Here is a 23,846-nt window from a genome sequence, read left to right as displayed (position 1 = left end):
ATTGCATGGGATATTTAACAGGTTTTATGGAATATAATCGAAAAGACCAAGACGTAAAAGACCCAGTTGAACGAATTAAAAATTGGGAAGAGTACGTGATACGTTTTGATGACCAAGAAATAAAAGAACAAAGCTCACGCTGCATGGACTGCGGAACGCCATTTTGCCATACAGGAGCTGAATGGGAAGGCGCTTATGTCGGCTGTCCAGTTAATAACTTTATTCCTGAGTGGAATGAGCTTGTAAGTGAAGAAAACTGGGAAGAAGCATTAAGGAACCTGGAAGAAACGAATAACTTTCCAGAGTTTACAGGACGGGTATGTCCAGCCCCATGTGAAGGCTCTTGCACACTGGCGATTAATGATGATCCGGTAACCATTAAGTCGATTGAAAACGAAATTATCGAGCGTGGGTTTGATAATAATTGGGTTGAAGCTAAAGTGCCGGAGCGCCGAACTGATAAACGTGTCGCTGTTGTTGGCTCTGGTCCGGCAGGCTTAGCCGCTGCTGATCAGTTAAATGAAATGGGACATCACGTCACTGTGTTTGAACGTGATGATCGCCCAGGTGGCTTATTAATGTATGGTATTCCGAATATGAAGCTGGATAAAGATACGGTTGACCGCCGAATTAAAGTGATGAAAGCGTCTGGAATTGAATTTGTTTGTAACACTGAAGTTGGTGTAGACATTACTCGTGAAGAGATGAAGCGGGATTTTGATTCTGTGATAATGTGTACAGGTGCGCAGGATCCGCGTGATACACCTATTGAAAACCGCGATAGTAAGGGCATTCATTTTGCTATGGACTATCTAACAGCTGCAACGAAGGCGCTGGAAACGGATCCTAAGAATACTCCGATTACGGCTGAAGGTAAAAATGTCATTGTGATCGGTGGCGGTGACACGGGTGCCGACTGTGTAGCAACTGCGCTACGCCAAAAAGCCAAACGTGTTGTTCAGTTTGGTAAGCACCCGGCGAGCCCTGATGAACGTACGGATGATAATCCTTGGCCGGAGTTCCCGATGACATTTAAGTTAGACTATGGTTATAAAGAAGGCTTGGAGACTCAAGGCGAGGATCCACGTAAGTATGAAGTTCTTACGCAACGTTTTGAAAAAAATGAATCTGGCCAAGTAACGGCTCTTCATACGATGAATGTTGAAAAAGTTTATGAGAACGGAGAAGTCATTACTAATGAAGTTCCTGGAACTGAGCAGAAGTGGAATGCCGATTTAGTATTGATTGCGATTGGATTCTTAGGTCCAGAGCAAGACGTGTTAGAACACTTTGGGCTTGAAACCGATGAGCGTGGACGTATTTGGACGGTTGATGGGACAAAAGATTATCGCACGTCTGAAGAAGGCGTTTATGCTGCTGGTGATGCGCGTCGTGGCCAGAGTTTAGTTGTTTGGGCTATTCGTGAAGGTCGAGAAGTAGCAGAACAAGTGCACGCTTATTTGATGGATAAAGAAACAAAACAGATCGTATAATTCATGAAAATTCCGCCTCGTGCGGAATTTTTTCTTTCTAATTGACTCAAGATAAATTTATATTTAGACTAAAATAATGTTTAACTGAGTGTTTTGTTTCTTTAAGGATAGGTAAAACAATTTTTTCTAACAATAAAAATTTATTATTAAAAATCGAAAGGGGTGTGTAGATTGGCAATCCGAAAAATTGGTTTCATTGGTTGTGGTCAAATGGCTCAATCCATTATTAATGGCATGATTACTTATGGTGGCTATTCACCCGAGCAAATACAAGCAACAGCGGTTTCCGAAGAAACGATTAATTACGTAACAGACAAGTTTGGTATACACATGGGGCAAGATAATAAGAAGGTTGCAGCAGAAAGCGATATTCTTTATCTAGCCGTAAAACCATATCTGTATCAAGACGTCATTGAAGAAGTTCGCTCCCAGGTTCGTGAAGAAACGATTATTGTGACCATTGCGGTAGGCGTCACACTAAGGGAAATGGCAAGTTTATTTTCTCAAAATACAAAAGTGGTGCGGACGATGCCTAACACACCTGCTTTTGTCGGTGAAGGTATGACGGTTTATAGTCCAAATAGTAATTTAACAGAAAAAGATATTGAAGACGTACAACAATTGTTTTCAAGTTACGGAAAAGCTGAGATGGTTAAAGAAAGCTTAATGGACTCTGTACCTGGAGTTAGCGGTTCATCTCCAGCATACGTATACCTTTTCATAGAAGCGATGGCAGATGGTGCGGTAAAACAAGGAATCCCTCGAGAGCTCGCTTATGAACTAGCGACCCAGGCTGTTTATGGAGCAGCAAAAATGGTAAAAGAAACAGGGCTTCACCCAGGGGAGTTAAAGGATCAAGTCACTACACCAGGTGGGGCAACCATTAGAGCACTATCATCACTAGAAGAAGATGGGTTCAGGGGGGCAGTAATCAGAGCAATGGATCATTGTTTTAAAAAATAAAGAAAATCGTAGCCCAGTTGGCTACGATTTTTCATTTAATTGAGCGTTCACCGAAATAATTGAGCGTTCACCGAAATAATTGAGCGTTCACCGAAATAATTGAGCGTTCACCGAAATAATTGAGCGTTCACCGAAATAATTGAGCGTTCACCGAAATAATTGAGCGTTCACCGAAAAAATTGAGCGTTCACCGAAAAAATTGAGCGTTCACCGAAGAAATTGAGCGTTCACGGGAAAAATTGAGCGCTCACCGGAATAATTGTTGCACTCACGCGAATAATTGTTGCACTCGCGTGAATAATTGTTGCACTCACGTGAGTAATTGTTGCACTCACGTGAGTAATTGTTGCACTCACGTGAGTAATTGTTGCACTCGCGTGAGTAATTGTTGCACCCGCGTGAATAATTGTTGCACTCACGTGAGTAATTGTTGCACTCGCGTGAATAATTGTTGCACTCACCAGAATAATTGTTGCACTCACAGCAATAATAGAGAGTTCACGAAACTATTTATTGGTTATTAATCGTCTTCAAAATTGTTGCCATCATCACATCAACCGCTTTTGATAATACATCATGATTAAAAGTCATGTTGGGGTGGTGCAGACCTGGTTTAAGGTCACACCCAATGCCAAGCATCGTTGCTTTTAGGTTCGGACGTTTGATCGTGTAGAAATGAAAGTCGTCTCCACCTGTTGTGACGATAGGGTCTCGTAAGCAATCTTCACCTGCTGCAGCAACAATCCCCTTAGTCATATAGCTTATAGCTTCATCGTTTGTAACTGAAGCGACAATGTTAGCTCCAAGCTCCACTGGAATCTTAACCCCGTGATATTCACTCAACTTTTCTACCGACAGTAAAAACTGATCATATAATTCTTCCATTGCGTCATTGGTTTGAGCGCGTAAGTCGACTGAAAAGCTTGCGTTACCTGGGATAATATTTGGACTTTTACCGCCAGCTTGAAAGTGAGTCATTTTTATCGAATGTGGGATCATCGGATTGACCTGAATGTTTCGCAATAAATGATTAAAATCGGAACCAACGTCAATCGCATTTGATGTCAGGTGTGGACGAGCTCCGTGCGCGTCGTCACCAACAATTTTTCCGTGAATAAAACGGGCAGCACCATGCTTAATAACTGGTGAAAACTCTCCATAACTTAATTCTTCAGCAGGTCGCAAGTGCAAACCGTACAGGAAGTCCACATCATCAACGACGCCTTTTTCAACAAACTTTAATGCGCCTGTCCCTTTTTCTTCAGCTGGTTGAAAAATAAAACGAACAGTACCGGAAAGCGACTTCTCTTGTTTCAACGCTAAAGCGGTGGCGAGCACAATGGACATATGTGCATCATGGCCACACGAATGATTAGCTTGAAAATTTCCATTAACCTCTTGCCACAGAGCATCCATGTCCGCACGTACAGCAACTATTGGTTGTCCGTGACCAATGTCAGCGACGAGTCCTGTAATATCTGGAAATGTTCTAACTCGAATGCCAGCACCTTCAAGAATGTTTTTTATATAAGTTGTTGTTTCATATTCTTCCCAGCTAATCTCGGGGTTCAGATGTAAGTAATGAAAGAACTCTACGCTTTTAGTCATTTTCCGATACTCCTTTAAATAATATTAGAAAAACTTTAGCATATGATATTGTGCAATTCAATAGATTTTTAATCTATAATATGAGTAGTTTATATAAAAGGATGAATCTAATGAAACAATTATTGTGGTGGCTAATTCCAATGGCTTGGATGGGTGTGATTTTCTCCTTCTCAAGTCAATCTTCTGAAGATCAAGAAATGGAACCATTTTTATCAACCTATTTACCTCTTGAAAAAATAGAACCCATTTTAAGTAAGATTGAGTTTACATACTTTCATCGCTTAAGAAGTGTTGAGGCGATGGGGTTGGAACCTTTTGTTGAATTTTTAATAAGAAAACTTGCTCACTTCGGTGTTTATTTTATTTTAGCTGCATTAATTTATTGGGCTGTTAGGAAAACGTTAAAGTCGCGACAATTATATCAGATATTAATGACTTACTTTTTGGTTGTTCACTTTGCGATTTTAGATGAGCTTAGTCAAAGTTTTTCAGCAGGTCGCACACCGTATTATGGAGATGTGGCTATTGATGCGTTTGGTGGATTAATCGGACTTGGCAGTATTTATTTGATACTTAAATTTGTGAAAAGCAAAGCTGAATTGTAAAAATATTTTGTAAATTGTATAATTATTTTAAAATATTAATTCAATTCAGGGGTGAATCATATGAGTGTTACGTTTCGGTGTTATCAGCCAGGTGATGAAAAAGCAATCATCTCTCTTTGGAATCAATGTCTACATTTTGACCCTATATCTGTAGAACGATTTCGTCACCTGATTTTATTAGATGCCAATTTTAGTAGTGAAGGTATGATTCTAGCATTTGATCAACAGCGATTGGTCGGAGCGATTTATGGTATCATTAGAAAAATTCCTTTAAACCGAGATGATCTAGAACTGGATAACGGATGGATTTCATTTTTCTTTGTCCATTCAAATTATGAAAAGCAAGGCATCGGCAGCGAATTGATGCAACGCGTTTCGAACTTTTTCAAAACACATCACCGAAAAAATGTTTTCTTCTCATCCTATGCTCCCAATTACATCTTGCCAGGAATAGATGCATCTGCGTATCCTTCAGGAAACCAATTTTTAGTTCAACAAGGCTTTCAAAAACAATATACAGCTGCCGCTATGGACTTTTCGCTTCTAGACTATCACTATCCTCAAGGCATTCAAGACTTAACATTGAAAAGAGAAGAAGAGGGTTATCATATTCGTCAGGCCACAGACTCAGATTTAATAGAGTTAATTGAGTTTGCGAATGAATCTTTTAACCCTGATTGGGGTCGTGCGATTCGAGAGGGATTAATTAACGGGATGCCAATGAAAAATATTGTTATTGCTAGAAACCCGAAATCAAAATTAGTTGGCTTTGGACTGTATGGAGCATACGAAGGTGTTAATGAGAGGTTCGGACCGTTCGGTGTGGATCCTGAAGAACGCGGTAAAGGTTTAGGGAAAATTATTTTAAACCTTTGCTTAAATCAAATGAAAGCAGAAGGTTATCATAATGCCTGGTTCCTCTGGACTGGCGAAAAAACAACTGCGGGATATTTGTATTTACAAACTGGATTTAAAGTGACCAGACGATTTGATGTAGTGAAAAAGGAGATCGTGAGTCATGACTAATCCTTATCATATTATAGCTGTAGGTGCGCATTGTGGGGATTTAGAATTACAAGTTGGATCGATTGCTCACAAGTATGCCAAAGTGGGACATCGAGTGACTTTTCTACATATGACGGCGGGTGAAAAAGGAACGCCTCCAGGGGTGGATCCAGAAGAATATCGTGTCCAAAAAATTAAAGAGTCTGAGGAAGCGGCTGATATTTTAGGAGTGGAGACGATCACATTAGAGTATCGTGATGCTGAGCTAAAAATAGATGATGATACGATTTCACACGTTGCAAAAATTATAAGAGAATTAAAGCCTGATGTTGCTCTTACTCATTGGGTCAATTCGATGCATCCAGATCATGAAGCTTGCCCTCAAATTGTTGAAGCGGCTTGGTTAAAGGCTGCCTTGCCTGGTTTTGATCTTGATGGATTGGAACCACATGGTATGCGTGGAATGTTCCATAGTGAAAACTGGGAAGACATGGAGGGGTATGAGCCAGATGTTTTTATTGATGTGTCAGATGAATTTGATACTTATTTGAAAGCATTATCGAAATACTGGTTTATCATGAACTCCACATCTTTTCGATATTATGATTACTATCAAGCTCTAGGAACGATGCGAGGATGTTTAGCCAGAGTAAAATATGCTCAGACCCTTAAGTATCCAACTGGCATGAACGTAAGAAAGGGAGCAGATATACCAAAGCTTCCATTATAATAAAAAGCTCGGGACTGGTATCCCGAGCTTTAATCATTAGTATAGTGTTTCTAATTCAATGCCTTGGTAATAGTGTTTTAAAATGTCATCAAATGTAGAGCCTTTTTCAGCCATGCCAACAGCGCCTGTTTGTGATAAACCTACACCGTGGCCCCAGCCACCACCATAAGCTTTGAACCCTACAGAACCATCTTTATTTTCAACGGGTTCTATATAAAATAGTGTACTTAGTAATATGCTTTCGCCACCGCTAGCATCAATGTAAGGTAACGACCAACGCACACGGTCTTTATATTCATAGAACGTACCATTTTCAGTTACATATTCAATCTCCATAACACGACCGGAGTCTGAGCGTTCGAGTACATTAATTTCGTAAACCTCACCTACATCTGTGTTATAGTATCCACTTAACACTTGCGAGATTTCTTCAGATGACCATTCAAAATTCCAACGATGATATTTTGACCAATCTGATTCAAAGTCGCCGTTTTTGGCAGCACGTAATGATGTTGGATTAGCAGAATTTTTGAAAACTGATAAATTTGGCACGTGTTCTAATGCCTTTCCGCGTTGTGAATCAGGCACCCCTCTTAAATAATCTTCAGCATCTGAATTCCATACATCTTCGTTATTTGCTGTAAAACCACCACTTGTTGAATGGTAGACAGCAGTAATTAGGTCACCTTCATGAGTTGCGACTACTCCTCTAGTTTCTTCGACCGCTTGAGTCGATACAGGATGCTCAGCATCATAACCACCATAAACTTGGTCATAAGTTGTTGGTAACAAGTCGTAGCCATCTGAACTTCGTTTACCTAAATTTGCAAAAGTGTAAGTACGTGCGGCTACTGCTTGTGATTTTTGAGCCTCTAATTCATCGTAAGGGACAGGAGGTAATTCACGAGGTACAACACCTTTTAAGTATTCTTCGATTGGTAATTCATTAATCCCAGCTAACGTTCCTGCTGAGTTAAAGCCAACCTCAGCCAACCCACGGTAACGTTTTTCATTAATTGAAACGATGTTACTGTCTGATTTTAAAACGACTGGGTTTTCAACTGTTACTGATTCATTATTGTAAGTTAATTTAACAGCTGATTTACCTTCATTAATTGTGATCACTTTCCAAAATGCATCTGAAGCCGCCAAACCTTTTTCAACAACTTCATTTTTAAAGTTAACACGGGTACTCCACGATGCATCAGGTGCAAACTCACCAATAAATAATCTCCATCCGCCATTATATTCTTCAACATATGTTGGGTAGCCTTCCGCTTCAGCTTTTGTTAGCCAATCATTAACATAAGGCTCGGAAGTTGTCCAAGCAACTTGAAGTCGAAAATTAGTTTTGATCGTTCCAGTTGAATTCAATTCCACAAGAACAGAATCATCAGCACCAGTAAAAAGTACTTCACCCGTTTCTTTATTTTTTACCGTAAACTCACCTTCACTTCCAATTGTAAGTTGTTCAGCCGTCGGAACAACTCCAATTCTAATGTCAGGACTTTGTTCTTCAGCTGTTGAAGTAAAGAAGCCTACTCCAATAAGAGCGCTTACAATTAATAGTAGCGTCAAACTTTTAAAAAGACTTTTCAAAACCATCATCCTTTTCAAAATTTTTTCTTGCTATCTATTTATTTCGTGCACTTATTTGAAAAATCCTTTCAAATATTATAGATTAATATTAAAATAATATTTTAGAATGATAGTTTTACAGTTTTTACTAATAACATAGTTCTAAATTAAGATAGCGTTATTTATATATAATTTTATAATGTATATAACTACTTTCTGAGGGGAGTGAAGTATGTTGGCGATTGTCATAGGAATAGACGGAGGCGGTACGAAAACTAAAGGTGTCATGGCTAATGAAAAAGGTCAAATATTAGCTGAAACAACTGTCGGTGCAACTAATCCCAACTCAGTATCACCGCGTGACATTGAGGACCGTTTAAAGAAATTGTTTAGAACATTAAAACATGAAGATCAGTCATCTTTCGAACAAGGACGTTTTTGTTTCGCTGGTATGTCAGGGATTGGTGAGTCACAAGACGATAACGTGTTAAACAAGGTATTCAACAAGGTTTGCGCATCACATTCAATTGCATGTCAATTAAATAATGACGGAATCAATGCTTTGTATGCAGGTACACTTGGTGAACCAGGTATCGTTCAAATCGCTGGGACAGGTGCCATTACATATGGTTTAACTCAACAAGGGGAATTCCATCGTGTGGGCGGTTGGGGTTATTTATTTGATGATCAAGGAAGTGGGTATGATCTTGGGAAACAAGCTTTAAGTCGAGTTTTTCAAGCATATGACGGGCGAGGTAAGCCGACGATTTTATCTCAATTATTACTAGATTATTTTAGTGTCGATGAGATTCCAGAATTAATCCCTAAAATATATACAGACCGAGAAGCTAGAGATATAATAGCTCCAATAAGTCAACTGGTTTTAAATGCATACGATTCAAATGATGAAATTGCACACGAAATCGTTCGTGGAGCTGCTGATCAATTTACCTTAAATATTCAAACTATAATGGATCAAGCCTTCCAACAAGAGACTCCACCCCAAGTCGCTTTAGCAGGTGGGATTTTTAATCGCAGCGATGTGTTTATCCCATTAATCAAAGAAAAACTTGAGCCTTATTTAGAAATTAATAGAGTTGAATTAGAGCCAGTGGCTGGGGCTGTAATTGCTGCCTTTAAATGTTTAGATATTAAAATTTCAGAAGAGTTTGAATCGAATTTCAAGAAAGGTGTGTTTAGTTGAAGTATAAAAATCTTACCCGTAAAGATTCAAAACAGATCGTTGAATGCTGGAACCGAAATATAGGGAATCTTTTTCCAATGACTGAAAAGTTATTTATACAAAATAGTTTAAATGATTACAACCTGGATCCAGATGCTTCGATCGTAATTAAAGATGGAGAGCTGATCGTAGGTTTTATCATTGCAAAGCACTATCAAGAATCTATTGATTTTGGGATTCCAAGTCACATTGCTAACATTCAAGTGTTATTAGTCGATAAAGAGTATCGCCAGCAGGGAATAGGCAAAAATTTATTGAATAAGTGTTTAGATACATTATCGAAAAAAGGAAAGAAAGAGGTACGACTTGGTCGGGATACATGGCATTACTTCCCTGGCGTTCCCGTAGAATATGAAGATACAAGAAGCTGGTTTGAAAAACAAGGATTCAGTCGTGGTAGATACATAGATACAGATATGTCTCGCTCATTTTCAAAAGATGAACCATTTGAACAACTGCAAAACCCCGATGCAGACTTTTCGATCTTGAAACCAGAGGATCAAGATGAGTTGTGTGAATTTATGAAAGCAAATTTTCCTGGACGATGGGATTACGAAGTTAATAAATACTTCGAGCTTGGCGGTACGGGTCGAGATTTTGTGGTCTTACGTATAGATGGCGCAATTCAAGGATTTTGTCGAATGAATGATGAAGTTACGCCATTTATTGGTTGCAATGTGAACTGGGCTGGTGTTTTCGATGGCAAGGTTGGCGGCATTGGGCCTTTAGGCGTCAATAAGGATGTGAGAGGTAATGGTTTGGGTCTGGATGTAGTTAAGGCAGGGATGAATACTCTACGTGAACGTGGTATTGACCATATTATTATTGATTGGACCGGTTTAGTAGATTTCTATAAAAAAGTAGGATTTGATGTGTTTAAACAGTACGGCACGTATTATAAAAAATTAACTTAAAAGGAGGGAAATGATGAGAGAGCAAGTCATTCAATTTTTAGAAAAAGAAATAGACCATGAGCATATACCTGGTGCTGTTATTTATGTTTCAAGAGGCGGGCAGGAGTTATTAAAAGAAGCTGTAGGTTATCGAACGTTTTTTCCAGAAAAGACGCCGATGCAAATGAATCAAGTATTTGATGTTGCTTCTTTGACTAAAGTGGTCGCGACATTGCCTGCTTTTTTTAATTTACTCGAACAAGGTGACATACGGTTAAATGATCGTGTATCTTACTTTATCCCGGAATTCGCGACTCGAGGGAAAGAAGAAATTACTCTATTTCATTTACTTACTCATACTTCAGGGCTGCCGGCTCACCGACCATATTTTTTAGAAAAGCTAAACAGAGAACAAGTTTTGTTCCGAATTTGTGATGAACACCTCATTAATTCAATCGGAGAAAAAGTGGTTTATTGTGATTTGGGTTACATTCTGCTTTTTGAAATCATCGAACGTGTTACAGGTGAACGGTTTGAAGTGTTTACGAAAAAACAGATCTTTGAACCTTTGGGAATGAATGAGACAACTTTCCTGCCGAATTATCCTAAAGAACGCTATGCACCAACTGAATACAGTGAGTTGTTGGGGGAGTATAAACATCATATTGTTCATGATGATAATACAGAGTTCATGGGCGGTGTCAGTGGTCATGCGGGACTTTACTCAACGATGGAAGATTTAATTAAGTTTACAGACATGATAGAACATAATGGATGGATTCATGGAAATAAGTTTTTATCTGACGCATCACTTAATCTATCAAAAATGAATCATACGCCTATTGATTCACTAGGTAGAGGTCTTGGATGGCAGCTAAATACTGACTTAGGAGCACCATGTGGGAGTTTATTTTCAAAAGAGACTTATGGTCATACAGGCTATACAGGAACCAGCTTTTATATGGACCCGACAGATCACTTAAGAGTCATTCTGTTAACTAATCGTGTTCACTTTGGTCGAAAAGATCCGATTGTTCGTCTACGTCCACGATTACATAATTTAATTAAAGCAAATGTATAGGGGGAAGTTGTTGTGGAATTAACAAAAAAAGTGGGTCAAATGATGGTGTTTGGCTTTAAAGGGGTAACAGCATCGGATGAAATAAAATATTTAATTCGAGAATATCATATCGGTGGTGTGATTTTATTTGGCAGAAATATTGGGACACCTGAAGAAATATTAAATTTAACAAGAGAACTCCAGTTAGAAGCTAAAAACGCTGGTTATGAACGCCCACTATTAATTTGTATTGATCAGGAAAACGGAGCAGTGAGAAGACTCGGTGAAGGTGCAACGATTATGCCGGGTGCCATGCTACTTGGGGCGACAGGCAAACCAGAATTAGCGTATGAAGCGGGGAAAGTGACCGGTCGAGAGCTGCGTGCATTAGGTATTAACTGGAACCTCGCACCAGTTGTTGATGTGAATAATAATCCATTGAACCCTGTGATTGGTGTAAGATCCTTTGGTGAAGAACCAGAGAAGGTCGCTGATTTTGCAAGTGAAGCGGTAAGGGGTATGCAGGAGTCTGGTGTCATGACGACCATTAAGCACTTCCCGGGTCATGGAGATACTAATGTGGATTCGCATTTAGATTTACCGGTGATTAACCATGGTATGGATCGATTAGAACGTGTGGAGCTGGTACCTTTTAAAGCATGCCTTGAAAAAGGCGCTGATACGGTTATGTCTGCTCATGTTTATTTTCCTACGATTGAACCTGAGCAGAACCGTCCTGCAACATTATCCAAGCGTGTCATTACTGGGTTGTTAAGAGAAAAGTTAGGTTTTGATCGAGTCGTTACTACAGATTGTATGGAAATGGATGCGATTGCTAAAGGTATCGGCACACCTCAAGGTGGAGTTGAAGCGGTCAAAGCCGGCATTGATTTAGTGATGGTCTCACACCTTCATGATCAACAAGAAAAAACGATTGAGCTAATTGTTGAATCTATTAAAAATGGAGATATTTCTAAGGAACATATTAATCAATCGTTAACACGGATTAATCGTTTAAAGGATAAATACTTAAATTGGAATGACATTGAAACGAACGATGAAGTTCACTCAAGTGTGGGAAGTGATGAGCATCATAAGGTAGCGGATTTCATTTATAAAAATGGTATAACGGTTGCTCAAGGTGAATTACCTATTAATCTAGCAGAGGAACAAAAGGTTTTAGTCGTTTACCCGAAAAATGATTATGCTGCGTTAGTTGAAGACAAACGCTATTCAACAATGACACTGGGTGAACGCTTTAAGGAAATTCATCAGCAAACAGATATTTTAGAGATGGATAATCCTATTAGTAATACTCAGATAAAAGAGTTAATGGATAAAGTATCTGACTATGATTTGATTGTCTTAGGAACATTAAACGCTTCTTTAGACGAACCGCAACAGCATTTACTTAAAGAACTAGAAAAAGTAAAGGTGCCGATTGTCGCTATTGCTATTCGCAGTCCGTATGATGTAAAACTACTAGAGTTCACACAAGCGACATTATGTACGTATGAATTTTCTCAACCAGCTCTACAAACAGCGATAGAAGCAATTGTAGGGCAAACAACTGTTAATGGAAAATTGCCAGTGACTATTAAATAGTTTTATTGATGTTATTAAATAAAGATTGAATGTTGGATTGAGCGAAAGGCGGCGACTCCTGGTCGACTAGAATCGGCCACGTCCTGTGGCCAACGTCGACACTTGACCATCCAGGTCTTCGCGGGAACAGCACGAGCCGAAAATCACGGTAGATGCACCTGCGTCTACTAGTATTGCTTCGCAGTAAGCTTCCTCGGTGCAAAGGTGCAATGAAGCGAATTCATTGATGTACCTTCGTTGAGGCCGTGCCCGCGGAAAGCGTCCGCCTGTAGCACTAATAAATCATCACTATAATTAGTCATAGAATTGAACCTATTAAATAGATTTGAAAAAATATTTTAAATTTTTAATAAAAATATTGATATATTATTTTGTTTTCATTAAAATATAATTAAGCGCTTACATAAATACTCTATTTTTAAAGGAATGTTTGAAATGAACAAGATGATTGTATGTGGGTTGATGTCTGGCACATCACTTGATGGTGTAGATGTGGCCATTACTCAATTCCAGTCAAAAGACAATAACATAGAATTTGAGAATTTGTTTTTTCAAACATATTCATTCGAGCTAGATTTAAAGAATCGCTTACAAGAATTAGTTTTACCTACTGCGACTTCACCAGAAATATCATCGATGAACTTCCTATTAGGTGAAGTGTTTGCAGAAGCGGTAGAACAAGCAATTATTGAATCTGAATTAGAGAAAGATGATATTGATTTAGTCAGTAGTCATGGTCAGACAATTTTTCACGATGTAACGCACAAACAAGATGATCCGCTTCATCGTTCTAATACGCTACAAATAGGTGATATTAGTGTCATTGCTGAAAAGACTGGCATTACGACGATTGGAGATTTCAGAACTCGTGACGTGGCTGTTGGAGGTCAAGGCGCACCATTAGTTCCATTTGCTGATTACACGTTATTTCGCTCTCATCAAGTTGGGAGAATATTAGTTAACATTGGTGGCATATCAAATTTAACTGTGCTACCTAGAGAGTGTAAGAAAGAAGATGTTAAGGCTTATGACTCTGGGCCTGGCAATATGTTGATTGATGCATTTGTTTATTTTTATTCAAATGGAGCGCAAAACTACGACAACAATGGTGAACTGGCACAACAAGGTGAAGTTAATCAAGAATGGTTAGAACAATTATTAAGCCATCCTTACTATCAACTTGAACCTCCAAAAAGCACTGGGCGCGAAGAGTTTGGTTTCAATCAAGCTAAAGCGTTATGGAAGGAAGCAGAAACATTAGGGATCGTTGAAATTGACCGTATAGCAACGATTACTGCTTTATCATCCCACACACTAGCGCAGGCAATTAAACAACACACAATCAAAGACGACATAAAAGAGATATACATTAGTGGTGGTGGATGGCACAACCCTATTTTAATAGAAGGTGTCAAAACTCTTTTGCCAAATAACTTAATCTTTAAATCTACTAATGATTTAGGCATACATAGTGATGCAAAAGAGGCCATCGTATTTGCTTTATTGGGTTATCTTGGGTTCAATAAACATTCAAATAATCTGCCAGCTGCAACTGGTGCCAACAAGAGCGTCATCATGGGAAAGATTGCATGGTAAATATTAAATTTAGGGGGAATTTTCACGATGAAATGGGTAAGAAAATCAGTTTTATCCGTGTTAAGTGTTGTGCTACTAGCAGGTTTATTAGCTGCTTGTAGTAATGGGGAAGAAGGAAGTGTTGATGAGGATGGTAACTGGACGGGTACCATTACAATTTGGGATGGTCCACGTTGGCCAGATGAAGATGAGAACAAATACCACTGGTTAGAAGCTAAAGCTGCCGAGTATGAAGAGGCTAATGAAGGTATTGAAATTGAAATTGTTCAAGTACCTTGGGCTGAAATGGGCGATAAGTTAGGTGTTGCTATCGCAGGTCAATCGTGGCCGGATATCGCTCCTGTTGATATTTCTGGTAGTGCAGTAAGTATTGATCATATTGAGCAAGGTGTTGTTGAACCATTAGATGAGCTTTACACAGAAGATGAACTATCGGATTTCTATGATAACGCAGTAGAGGCATATACATTTAACGATAAATTATATGGTATTCCTAACTCGATCACTGTTCACTCAATGTTATTAAACCTTGATTTATTTGAAGAGGCTGGCGTTGAACCACCAGCAGATGGTAAATGGACTTGGGATGAATTCGTAGAAACTGCAGAAGGATTAACGTTCGACCGTGATGGCGATGGTGAAATTGATGTACACGGTTTCTCTACGTATATTTTAGAAGGCTATTATGAAGCATGGCCATTATTTTACAAAGATGGCGGACGTCCGTTAAGTGATGATTTATCTGAGTTTACTTTCAACTCACCTGAAGCGGTAAAAGCAATCCAAGATGTTGCCGATTTAAAACTAGAATTAGGTGTAGCACCTGAAACTCTAGGTGGTAACGATGTTGGTGGAACGTTCCAGGCTTGGGCTAACGAAGAACAACGTACTGTTGCTATGGAACCTTGGGCGACTTGGGCGATTCAATCTGCTCAATCAGCATACCCAACTAACTTTATGGTAGCTGAATACCCTGTTGGTGAATCTGGTAAACCAGTAACAATCGGTGGTGTTGGCGGCTGGATTATGTTCGGTCAAGACAGTGATCCTAAAAAAGAAGCTGTAGGCGAGTTTATGAAGTACCTATCTTCAACAGATGAACAATACACAATGGCTACAGAATATGGCATCTTCCCGGCACGCAAGAGTACTGCAGATATGGATCCATATGCAGAGAACCCGCAAATGGCTCGTGCACAAGAAATGACTAAAGATGTTGTGATGTTACCTCGTCACCCTGAATGGAAGAAAATTGACGAGATCATCCAAGGTAAACTTCAAGTTGTATTCAACGGAGAAAAGACTGCACAAGAAGCTATGGATGAGGCACAAGAACAAATAGAAGATTTATTAAGCGAATAATTCAATAGCAGGCTTCTAACCAGGAGCCTGCTTCAATTTTAAGGGGGTGGAACGATTGGAAGGGAATAAAGCTTTAGCGTCAACGGCTGCAAGAGATCGAGATTTAAAGCCGCCTAAAAAGCCATCTTACAATCATAAACGTAGTGTTTGGCGTGAAATGAAGAAAAACTACGCCTCGTACTTATTCTTATTGCCTAAATTAACACTATTTACATTATTTATAGCTTTTCCGGTTGTTTGGGCACTCGTATTATCATTCCAGCAATATCAAGTTAATGGAAGTTTCTTTATTGGACTTGATAACTACATAGCGGTATTCCAAAGTGATGCGTTTATGGAAGCACTTGAGAATACAGCGCTTTTTACCGCAGTGACGGTACCTTTTAATATCATTAGTTCACTGGTAGTTGCCTCCTTAATATTTCCATTAGGGAAACTATCACAAAACTTTTTTAGATCAGCCTTTTACTTACCAACTGTAACCTCGATGGTTATTATCGCAATGGTATGGCGTTGGATGTACAACTATGATTTTGGTTTATTTAATCATATCCTTGGCTGGTTTGGAATTGAAGCTGTGAACTGGTTAGGACAATCAAGTACGGCTCTATGGGCATTAATTATTATGCAATGTTTAATTCCATTTGGAGTCGGTATTATTATGTATCTTGCTTCAATGGGTGCCATTTCAAATACATTGTATGAAGCAGCAACCATCGATGGCGCTGGTGCCATTAAAAAATGGTTTTACATTACGATTCCGCTACTTAAGCCGACAACGTTATACCTTGTCTTACTGAGTACAATTGGATCGTTCCAGGTCTTTACCCAGATTATTATGATGACGGGTGGAGGGCCGGATAATGCCACCGAAACATTAGTGCACTTAATTTATAAAACTGGTTTCCGTGATTTTGAATTTGGTTTAGCAGCAGCTCAATCAGTTGTGTTATTCTTAATCATTTTAGTATTCTCGGTGATTCAGTTTAGAATGCTACGCCATGATGAATAGGAGGGGGATTTTATGTACAAGAAAGATCGGTTTGATAAATTAAATAAAGCGTTAATTTATGTCATGTTATTCTTCTTCTCAATTGTCTCCCTTCTACCTTTATACTGGGTGTTCTCTACATCCATGCAGTTGAGCAGCTATGAAGGTCCAGAAATGGAACGACCAGTTTCGTATGTCGATTCAAATCCACCAAAAATGTACCCAATGGGTTTTGAATTATATTTCGAACACTGGGGAGATGCAAGAGAAGCTAAAAAAGCAGGAAATTTGGAAGAAGCTCAATATCATAGAGAGCAAATGGACCACATTGTCGATAACACATTTTCTAGTTTTGTAGCATTATTTCAAAAACACGATATTGGAAAGTGGTTTTTTAATAGTTTTTACATAGCCGTGGTCGTAACCTTTGGAATCTTGCTCCTGGATTCGATGGCCGGATATGTGCTGGCCAAGAAGAGGTTTCCAGGGAGGAACATTATTTTCTGGGTCATTATTTCGACCATGATGATTCCGGGGCAGGTAACACTCGTGCCAATGTTTATAATGATTAGAGATCTTGGAATTATGGATACACACTGGGCGTTAATATTACCTGACTTATCCATGGTGTTTGGTGTTTTCCTCATGCGGCAATATATGTATTCGATACCGGATGAATTACTTGAAGCATCCAAAATTGATGGTGCGAGTGAATGGAAAACTTTTTGGACGGTTGTTCTGCCACTCGCCAAACCAGGGTTAGCAGCTTTAGGTATTTTCACTTTCATGAATGTGTGGAACTCATTCCTATGGCCGATTATCGTTTTAAACAATGCTGATTTATATACGTTACCTGTTGGTCTTAAAACGTTACAGGATGCTAACTTAGCAAGCTTTAAATTGTTAATGAGTGGTGCAGCAATTGCAGCGATCCCAATGATTATCGTATTCTTAATCTTCCAGCGTTACTTTGTTAAAGGTTTAACGTTAGGTGGAGTCAAGGAATAAACAAGGTGTGTTTGAATGAAGTTAGGGTTAGAAGTGTTTCTAGAGCAATATCTCGATGAATATTTGAATAAACGTATTGGGTTAGTCACTAACCCGACTGGAGTTAATCAAAAGCTTGAATCAACCATCGATTTGTTTTTTGAACTATTGAATTTAAAAGCTCTTTTTTCACCTGAACATGGCATTCGTGCAGATATAAAAGAGGGTGAAAAATTTGAAGATATGGTTGATGATGTCACTGGTTTACCTGTCTTTAGCCTTTACGGGAAGACACGGAAGCCTACTCAAGAGATGTTAGAAAATATTGATGTTATGTTTTTTGACATTCAAGATATTGGAAGCCGCTACTATACGTTTATTTATACGCTGGCTTATGTGATGCAGGCTTGTAAAGAACATGGTAAGGAAGTAGTCGTTCTCGATCGTCCGAACCCTATCGGAGGTCGAAAAGTCGAAGGAAATTTAGTAGAAAACGATTTTACTTCTTTCGTCGGTCTTTATCCAATTCCGACAAGGCATGGCATGACAATTGGTGAGCTGGCTAAGTTTTTTAATGAAGAACACCATATACATTGTGATTTAACAATAATACCTATGGAGGGTTGGGCTCGGCATAAATACTTTGATGAACTCGGCCTTTCATGGGTGCCCCCTTCACCTAATGTCACTGGATTATACATGCAACTTTTGTATCCAGGTACTTGCTTGGTAGAAGGTACGAATCTTTCAGAAGGAAGAGGGACCGTGCGTCCTTTTGAGATGATTGGTGCGCCATTTATAAACGCAAGGTCATTAGCAGAAGAATTTAATCGGTTAGGATTAGAGGGTGTCTTGGCGCGTCCAGTTACTTTTATCCCAACCTATCAAAAATTTAAAGATGAAAAGTGTTACGGTGTCCAACTGCATGTAATAGATCGAGATACCATTCAACCGGTTGAAGCAGGTATACGTTTATTGCATTTGATTTATCACTTATATCCAAATGACATGACGTTTATTGAAAATGACCGATTGAGGCATTGTTTCTTTGATTTATTAGCGGGCACAGACCAGGTTAGAAAAGTGATTACAAGTACAAATATTAATCAATATTTAGAAAAACTCAAAAGAGATTATGAAAGATTTTTACCCATTCGCAAGAGGCATTTAATTTATGAGTAGGATGGTAGTTAAATGGATAAACTTACAAAATTAACAACAGAATCATATAATTCAAAATCAACGAACTTAGATCAAATGACATCTCGAGAGATTCTTGAGCTTATGAATCAAGAAGATATGGCTATTCCACAAGCGATCCAGCAGGTTATCCCAACGATAGAAAAAGTGGTTCATGCTGTGCAATATGCTTTTCAAGAAGGCGGCCGTTTATTATATGTTGGGGCAGGAACGAGTGGTCGCATTGGTCTGTTAGACGCTGTGGAATGCCCACCCACATTTAGCTCTGATCCGGAACATGTTCAGGCAGTATTGGCAGGCGGAGAGCAGGCATTAATGATTGCTGTTGAAGGCGCAGAAGATGATATGGATCTTGGCGAACGAGATATGGTTAATCGCAAGCTTAATAAACACGATGTTGTGATTGGTATTGCGGCTAGTGGTCGTACCCCATATGTCAAAGGTGCTTTAAAATATGCACAGAAAGTAGGAGCTGTAACTGTAAGCCTGACGAGTAATGAACGAGCAGAAATTAGTCAGTACGCTGATTATCCGTTAGAGGTTGTTACCGGGCCAGAGGTTTTAACAGGCTCCACAAGGTTAAAAGCCGCAACAGCTCATAAAATGATATTAAACATGATCTCAACCGCATCAATGGTTAAGGTCGGCAAAGTCTATCAAAATTTAATGGTTGATGTTAATGCGACAAACTACAAGTTAAAAGAACGCGCAAAAAATATTGTTTGTGAAGCAACAGGCGTTAGTTATGATGAGGCTACGAAAGTGCTTGAAGAAACAGGCTATGCTGTGAAACCGGCAATTGTTATGTTGTTAGGCCAAGTAAATTTTTCACAATCTCAGGTGTTATTAGAACAGTCTAATGGATTTGTTCGTGAAGCAGTTAAATTATCACAACTAGAAAGGTAAGCGAACTAGCTTACCTTTTCATGTTTGGTGTTTATTATCATTTTTAGGTAGAATGTAGGGAGGAGGTCAAAACATGGGACGAACAAATGCAGGAATATTTATGCTTAATGAAATGAAAAGTAAACTCCCTCCTTCTGAGAAAAAGATTGCACAGTATATACTTGATCATCCGGAAAAAGCTATCGGTATGACTGCAACAGATTTAGGGCGAGAGAGTGAAACGAGCAGTGCAGCAGTTATTAGATTATGTAAATCTTTAAATCTAAAAGGTTTTCAAGAGCTTAAACTGCGAATTGCTGGTGATTTACAGCGTAATGAAGTAAATGAAGTCAGGGATATTGAGTCTAATGAACCAATATTATCTACTATAGAAAAAGTAACGCTTAATAGTGTTCAAACGATACAAGAAACATCTGACTTACTAGATACTGACAGCTTAAATCAAGCGGTTGAGTATTTGCTGAATGGTAAAAGGATTCATTTCTTTGGAGTAGGGGCATCAAGCATACCAGCGATTGATGCACATCAAAAGTTTTTAAGAATTAATCAATCAGCATCAGTTTTTACAGACTTACATATGGCAGCGACAGCTGTCGCTAACGCAGATGAAGATGACGTGGTTTTTGGGATTTCTTTTTCAGGTGAAACACATGAAGTTGCTAAGATATTAGAAATTGCGAATTCAAAGGGAGCCAAGACGATTAGCTTAACGAAGTATGGACGTTCAACGGTAGCGGACCAATCGGATGTCAGTCTATATACTTCTGCAACAAAAGAAGCCACATTCAGAAGTGGTGCGACGTCTTCAAGGCTTGCTCAATTACATGTCATTGATATTTTGTTTATGTGTGTGGCATCTAAGTCTTATGATCAGACGGTTGATTATTTGGATAGCACAAGAGAAGTAATTAAAACGTTAAATCAAAAAGTGAAGAAGAAGAAATAAAATCCACTTTCCCTGGGCGGGGAGGTGGATTTTAATTTGAGCGAATGATTTAATGGATTCTCCGAATCGCTACAGGCGGGCGCTTTCCGCGGGCACGGCCTCAACTTCCCAAAACTCACTGCCGTTCGTTTTGCGTGATTTTCGGCTCGCGCTGTTCCCGCAGGAGTCGCCGCCTTTCGCTTATCGTAGAAGATATTCTACTTATTATTTACTTTATTTTATCAACATTAAGTTTTAAAAGCGCAAAGTACTTAGCAGCTAATCTTGATTAATTACCGCTTCAAGCAAGAAGTCAGCTAGGTGCATTGCGCGCATCTTATCTGATTTCCCTTCACGTTCGATCCCGACCTTCATCTGCAAAAGACAGCCGGGGTTTGACGTAATTATCGTTTGAGCCTTCGTGTCATTAACGTTTTCCATTTTATGATCAAGAATCTGCATGGACATGTCTGGCTGCGTTAAGTTATATATGCCAGCAGAGCCACAGCAATGGTCGGCTTGAGACATTTCTATATATTCTGCTCCTGTTACCGCACGTATAAGTTCCCTAGGCTCACGGAAAACCCCCAGGACGTTTCTTAGGTGACATGAATCTTGGTAAGTCACGATTTGATTTTTGATATGTAGAGGGAAATTTTTATTAAATTCTAACTCTAATAAAACAGATGAAAAATCTACTATTTTGGATACGAAAGATTTAGCTCGTTCAGCCCAATTTTCGTCATGTCGAAGTAAGTGATCATAATCATGTAAAAAGGCGCCACACCCTCCAGCATTCGTAATGATATAATCACAATTAACCGCTTCAAAGGCTTCGATATTTTTTTTAGCTAATTCGACTGCACCTTCTTTTTCACCACTATGTCCATGTAAAGCCCCGCAACAATTCTGAGAATCAGGAACAATGACGTCGCAGCCCGCTTTATTTAAAAGTTTAATCGTGGACTGATTCGTTTCATGAAACATGGTGTCCATGAGACAACCACGAAACATTGCCACCGTTGCTTTTGTTTCTCCTTGCGCTTTAAAAATTGCCTCAGGATGGCTCTTTTTCTTGGCCACTTTTGGTAACGCGCGTTCCATTTGTTGCATATGTTTCGGAAATAGTTTCATGAAGCCAAGCTTGCGAGACGTTTTTTGCAAACCAGAATTTTGATAAAATCCGATTAAGCTTGTCGCTTGTTCCATTCGCTTTTGATTTGGGAACAGATGAGTGAACACCGTTTTACGTACGGTTTTCTCTTTGATTGAATGTTCATGGTGTTCATTAAAAATGGCACGGGCTTCTTCTAACATGTGACCATAATTAACACCTGCTGGACAAGCGGGTTCACAAGCGCGGCAACCCAGGCAAACATTTAAAGATTCTTCTACCTCTTCATAAGAACTTATATCGCCATCACGAACAGCTTTCATTAGTGCTATTCGACCTCTAGGGGAGTGAACTTCGTCTTTAGTTTCTATGTAAGTCGGGCAAGCAGGTAAACAAAACCCACACCTCATACAGTTAAGCAATTCATTTTCTTCAATTCGGTTCTGAAAGTCAGTTTGAATCGACATGTTAAATCACCACCTTAAAGGGTTATCCGTTTACGTGTGTCTTTGGCAAACATTTTCCTTGGGTTCATGATGTTATGCGGATCAAAAGCTGTTTTAATATTTTTCATTGCAGCTAAACCAGCTTCTCCAACTTTCCATTCAAGGTAAGGTGATTTCATTTCACCAACACCATGCTCGCCAGTAATCGTTCCACCGCATTCTATCGCATAAGCAAATATTTCTTCAAATGCTTTTTCGACTCGTTCCCACTCATCCTGATTACGAGCATCAGTCATACAAGTCGGGTGCAGGTTCCCATCACCAGCGTGGCCGAACGTAGCAATGTTTAAATCATACTTAGCCGCAATTTGATTAATGGCTCGAACCATTCTAGCAATCTCAGAACGCGGAACTGTTGCATCTTCTAGAATAGTTGTAGGACTTAAACGAGCCAGGGCTGATAAAGCTGAACGGCGTCCTTCACGTAATTGATTAGCTTCTTCTTCAGTTTGCGCTGTTTTAACCTCAATGGCACCTTCAGCCTTGCAAAGTTCCGCAATTAGCTTTATGTCTTTTGATACAACCTCTACTGGGCCATCTTGCTCAATTAATAGAACGGATTCAGCTTGAGTTGGCAATCCTAAGTGAGCATATTCTTCAACAGCCTTAATCGTTGGCTGGTCCATAAATTCTAAAGTTGCGGGTGTCATTTTATTTGCAATTATACTAGAGACTGTTTTAGATGCTTGGTCAATAGATTCATAGATTGCCAGTAAGGTTTGTTTAGATTCCGTCATTGGGACTAGTTTTAACGTCGCTTCTGTTACGATTCCTAAAGTCCCTTCTGAACCGACAAATAATTTGGTTAAGTCATAGCCAGCTACATCTTTGGCTAGTTTTCCACCAGTTCTTATAGTATCACCATTAGGCAAAACAACTTCTAAGGCAAGGATGTAGTCTTTGGTTACGCCGTATTTTAAACCTCTTAATCCACCAGAGTTTTCATTAATATTGCCACCAATGGTCGAAATTTTCATCGAGCTAGGGTCAGGTGGATAAAAAAGACCTCTAGCTTCAACGGTGTCACAGATTGTTTTCGTGATAACACCGGGTTGTACGGTTATGGTTAAGTTTTCTTCATCTAATTCTAGAATTTGATCTAAACGAGTAAATAATAAAACGACTCCGCCTTGTGTGGGGGTGGTTCCTGCCGCTAAATTAGTGCCTGATCCGCGAGGCACGATAGGCACTTGATACTCCGTGCAGAGCTTTACAATTTGAGCAATTTCTGTTGTGCTTCCAGGGGTTACAACAATGTCTGGTTTGGATTGGAAGTTTGGGGTAGCATCGTAAGAGTAAGCTAGTAAACTGGCTTCACTTTGTTCAATATATGTTTCCCCAACAATATCTACTAATCTTTTCACAAAAGAATTACTCAACATGACGAACTCTCCCTTTAATATTCTTATGTTTTATTATAATATGAATGTAAAGGGAATGAAATAAAATTACGAAATTATATGTAATTTTATAAAA

At 39.1% G+C, this 23,846-nt stretch carries 21 protein-coding genes; 16 read left to right on the top strand and 5 right to left on the bottom strand.

Annotation, left to right across the window (positions count from 1 at the left end; all coding sequences use genetic code 11):
- The first annotated feature begins 5 nt into the window (after nt 1-5).
- On the top strand, nt 6-1,493 hold the full coding sequence (locus E3U55_RS02700) for a glutamate synthase subunit beta (protein WP_134338782.1): 1,488 nt from the start codon (nt 6-8) through the stop codon (nt 1,491-1,493).
- 162 nt (nt 1,494-1,655) lie between these two features.
- Nucleotides 1,656-2,456, top strand: coding sequence for a pyrroline-5-carboxylate reductase (gene proC / locus E3U55_RS02695; RefSeq protein WP_323740392.1), 801 nt, complete (start codon nt 1,656-1,658; stop codon nt 2,454-2,456).
- A gap of 227 nt (nt 2,457-2,683) precedes the next feature.
- On the opposite strand, the gene E3U55_RS02690 is transcribed toward proC, so the two are convergent.
- Nucleotides 2,684-2,917 (bottom strand): hypothetical protein, encoded by a 234-nt coding sequence (locus tag E3U55_RS02690; protein ID WP_134338780.1) that lies wholly within the window; start codon nt 2,915-2,917, stop codon nt 2,684-2,686.
- A gap of 49 nt (nt 2,918-2,966) precedes the next feature.
- A complete protein-coding gene (locus E3U55_RS02685; RefSeq protein ID WP_134338779.1) occupies nt 2,967-4,064 on the bottom strand; it encodes a M20 peptidase aminoacylase family protein in 1,098 nt (365 codons plus the stop codon).
- 110 nt (nt 4,065-4,174) lie between these two features.
- On the opposite strand from E3U55_RS02685, the gene E3U55_RS02680 reads away from it, so the two are divergent.
- From E3U55_RS02680 to E3U55_RS02670, 3 genes are read left to right on the top strand one after another with little or no spacing between them, the layout of a single operon-like run.
- Complete coding sequence (locus E3U55_RS02680) at nt 4,175-4,669, top strand: VanZ family protein (protein ID WP_194840799.1); 495 nt, start codon at nt 4,175-4,177, stop codon at nt 4,667-4,669.
- Between the two features lie 60 nt (nt 4,670-4,729).
- Nucleotides 4,730-5,695, top strand: coding sequence for a GNAT family N-acetyltransferase (locus E3U55_RS02675; RefSeq protein ID WP_134338777.1), 966 nt, complete (start codon nt 4,730-4,732; stop codon nt 5,693-5,695).
- Nucleotides 5,688-6,404, top strand: coding sequence for a PIG-L deacetylase family protein (locus E3U55_RS02670; RefSeq protein WP_134338776.1), 717 nt, complete (start codon nt 5,688-5,690; stop codon nt 6,402-6,404). The genes E3U55_RS02675 and E3U55_RS02670 overlap by 8 nt, the downstream gene beginning before the upstream one ends.
- A gap of 36 nt (nt 6,405-6,440) precedes the next feature.
- On the opposite strand, the gene E3U55_RS02665 is transcribed toward E3U55_RS02670, so the two are convergent.
- Nucleotides 6,441-8,003 (bottom strand): SpoIID/LytB domain-containing protein, encoded by a 1,563-nt coding sequence (locus tag E3U55_RS02665; protein ID WP_194840798.1) that lies wholly within the window; start codon nt 8,001-8,003, stop codon nt 6,441-6,443.
- Nucleotides 8,004-8,214: 211 nt separating this feature from the next.
- Between E3U55_RS02665 and E3U55_RS02660 the strand changes: the two genes are divergently transcribed.
- The 11 genes from E3U55_RS02660 to E3U55_RS02610 all read left to right on the top strand — a co-directional run bounded on the left by E3U55_RS02660 (nt 8,215) and on the right by E3U55_RS02610 (nt 20,771).
- The gene (locus tag E3U55_RS02660; protein WP_134338774.1) at nt 8,215-9,186 is read left to right on the top strand and encodes an N-acetylglucosamine kinase; all 972 of its coding nucleotides are present in this window, start codon (nt 8,215-8,217) and stop codon (nt 9,184-9,186) included.
- Nucleotides 9,183-10,139, top strand: coding sequence for a GNAT family N-acetyltransferase (locus tag E3U55_RS02655; RefSeq protein WP_134338773.1), 957 nt, complete (start codon nt 9,183-9,185; stop codon nt 10,137-10,139). The genes E3U55_RS02660 and E3U55_RS02655 overlap by 4 nt, the downstream gene beginning before the upstream one ends.
- Nucleotides 10,140-10,152: 13 nt before the next feature.
- Nucleotides 10,153-11,199: a serine hydrolase domain-containing protein gene (locus tag E3U55_RS02650; RefSeq protein WP_134338772.1), complete on the top strand. Its 1,047-nt coding sequence runs from the start codon at nt 10,153-10,155 to the stop codon at nt 11,197-11,199.
- A gap of 12 nt (nt 11,200-11,211) precedes the next feature.
- Nucleotides 11,212-12,783, top strand: coding sequence for a beta-N-acetylhexosaminidase (nagZ, locus tag E3U55_RS02645; RefSeq protein ID WP_228547452.1), 1,572 nt, complete (start codon nt 11,212-11,214; stop codon nt 12,781-12,783).
- A gap of 435 nt (nt 12,784-13,218) precedes the next feature.
- Nucleotides 13,219-14,379, top strand: a complete 1,161-nt coding sequence (locus E3U55_RS02640) for an anhydro-N-acetylmuramic acid kinase (protein WP_134338771.1) — start codon at nt 13,219-13,221, stop codon at nt 14,377-14,379.
- Between the two features lie 27 nt (nt 14,380-14,406).
- Entirely contained in the window at nt 14,407-15,741 is a 1,335-nt protein-coding gene (locus E3U55_RS02635) for an extracellular solute-binding protein (protein WP_134338770.1), read from the top strand.
- A gap of 55 nt (nt 15,742-15,796) precedes the next feature.
- Nucleotides 15,797-16,753, top strand: coding sequence for a carbohydrate ABC transporter permease (locus tag E3U55_RS02630; protein ID WP_228547450.1), 957 nt, complete (start codon nt 15,797-15,799; stop codon nt 16,751-16,753).
- 12 nt (nt 16,754-16,765) lie between these two features.
- On the top strand, nt 16,766-17,740 hold the full coding sequence (locus tag E3U55_RS02625; protein ID WP_134338769.1) for a carbohydrate ABC transporter permease: 975 nt from the start codon (nt 16,766-16,768) through the stop codon (nt 17,738-17,740).
- 15 nt (nt 17,741-17,755) lie between these two features.
- Complete coding sequence (locus tag E3U55_RS02620) at nt 17,756-18,901, top strand: exo-beta-N-acetylmuramidase NamZ family protein (protein ID WP_134338768.1); 1,146 nt, start codon at nt 17,756-17,758, stop codon at nt 18,899-18,901.
- Nucleotides 18,902-18,913: 12 nt separating this feature from the next.
- Entirely contained in the window at nt 18,914-19,825 is a 912-nt protein-coding gene (murQ, locus tag E3U55_RS02615) for an N-acetylmuramic acid 6-phosphate etherase (protein WP_134338767.1), read from the top strand.
- Nucleotides 19,826-19,898: 73 nt separating this feature from the next.
- On the top strand, nt 19,899-20,771 hold the full coding sequence (locus E3U55_RS02610) for a MurR/RpiR family transcriptional regulator (protein WP_134338766.1): 873 nt from the start codon (nt 19,899-19,901) through the stop codon (nt 20,769-20,771).
- A gap of 258 nt (nt 20,772-21,029) precedes the next feature.
- Here E3U55_RS02610 and E3U55_RS02605 read toward each other — a convergent pair whose 3' ends face one another.
- Both E3U55_RS02605 and glcD read right to left on the bottom strand, forming a co-directional pair.
- Nucleotides 21,030-22,331 (bottom strand): (Fe-S)-binding protein, encoded by a 1,302-nt coding sequence (locus E3U55_RS02605; RefSeq protein WP_134338765.1) that lies wholly within the window; start codon nt 22,329-22,331, stop codon nt 21,030-21,032.
- 14 nt (nt 22,332-22,345) lie between these two features.
- Nucleotides 22,346-23,752, bottom strand: a complete 1,407-nt coding sequence (gene glcD, locus E3U55_RS02600) for a glycolate oxidase subunit GlcD (RefSeq protein ID WP_134338764.1) — start codon at nt 23,750-23,752, stop codon at nt 22,346-22,348.
- Nucleotides 23,753-23,846 lie beyond the last annotated feature (94 nt).

The sequence above is a fragment of the Filobacillus milosensis genome, assembly GCF_004402015.1.
Lineage (GTDB): Bacteria > Bacillota > Bacilli > Bacillales > Alkalibacillaceae > Filobacillus > Filobacillus milosensis.
This window is presented reverse-complemented; position numbering and strand designations above follow the sequence as displayed.

What these genes read in the sequence shown, in the direction of transcription:
- E3U55_RS02660 (WP_134338774.1), top strand. Translation starts at nt 8,215, where the DNA reads ATGTTGGCGATTGTCATAGGAATAGACGGAGGCGGTACGAAAACTAAA.
- E3U55_RS02610 (WP_134338766.1), top strand. Translation starts at nt 19,899, where the DNA reads ATGGGACGAACAAATGCAGGAATATTTATGCTTAATGAAATGAAAAGT.
- murQ (WP_134338767.1), top strand. Translation starts at nt 18,914, where the DNA reads ATGGATAAACTTACAAAATTAACAACAGAATCATATAATTCAAAATCA.
- E3U55_RS02700 (WP_134338782.1), top strand. Translation starts at nt 6, where the DNA reads ATGGGATATTTAACAGGTTTTATGGAATATAATCGAAAAGACCAAGAC.
- glcD (WP_134338764.1), bottom strand. Translation starts at nt 23,752, where the DNA reads ATGTTGAGTAATTCTTTTGTGAAAAGATTAGTAGATATTGTTGGGGAA.
- E3U55_RS02625 (WP_134338769.1), top strand. Translation starts at nt 16,766, where the DNA reads ATGTACAAGAAAGATCGGTTTGATAAATTAAATAAAGCGTTAATTTAT.
- E3U55_RS02670 (WP_134338776.1), top strand. Translation starts at nt 5,688, where the DNA reads ATGACTAATCCTTATCATATTATAGCTGTAGGTGCGCATTGTGGGGAT.
- E3U55_RS02680 (WP_194840799.1), top strand. Translation starts at nt 4,175, where the DNA reads ATGAAACAATTATTGTGGTGGCTAATTCCAATGGCTTGGATGGGTGTG.
- E3U55_RS02635 (WP_134338770.1), top strand. Translation starts at nt 14,407, where the DNA reads ATGAAATGGGTAAGAAAATCAGTTTTATCCGTGTTAAGTGTTGTGCTA.
- E3U55_RS02650 (WP_134338772.1), top strand. Translation starts at nt 10,153, where the DNA reads ATGAGAGAGCAAGTCATTCAATTTTTAGAAAAAGAAATAGACCATGAG.
- E3U55_RS02675 (WP_134338777.1), top strand. Translation starts at nt 4,730, where the DNA reads ATGAGTGTTACGTTTCGGTGTTATCAGCCAGGTGATGAAAAAGCAATC.
- E3U55_RS02605 (WP_134338765.1), bottom strand. Translation starts at nt 22,331, where the DNA reads ATGTCGATTCAAACTGACTTTCAGAACCGAATTGAAGAAAATGAATTG.
- E3U55_RS02685 (WP_134338779.1), bottom strand. Translation starts at nt 4,064, where the DNA reads ATGACTAAAAGCGTAGAGTTCTTTCATTACTTACATCTGAACCCCGAG.
- E3U55_RS02620 (WP_134338768.1), top strand. Translation starts at nt 17,756, where the DNA reads ATGAAGTTAGGGTTAGAAGTGTTTCTAGAGCAATATCTCGATGAATAT.
- E3U55_RS02640 (WP_134338771.1), top strand. Translation starts at nt 13,219, where the DNA reads ATGAACAAGATGATTGTATGTGGGTTGATGTCTGGCACATCACTTGAT.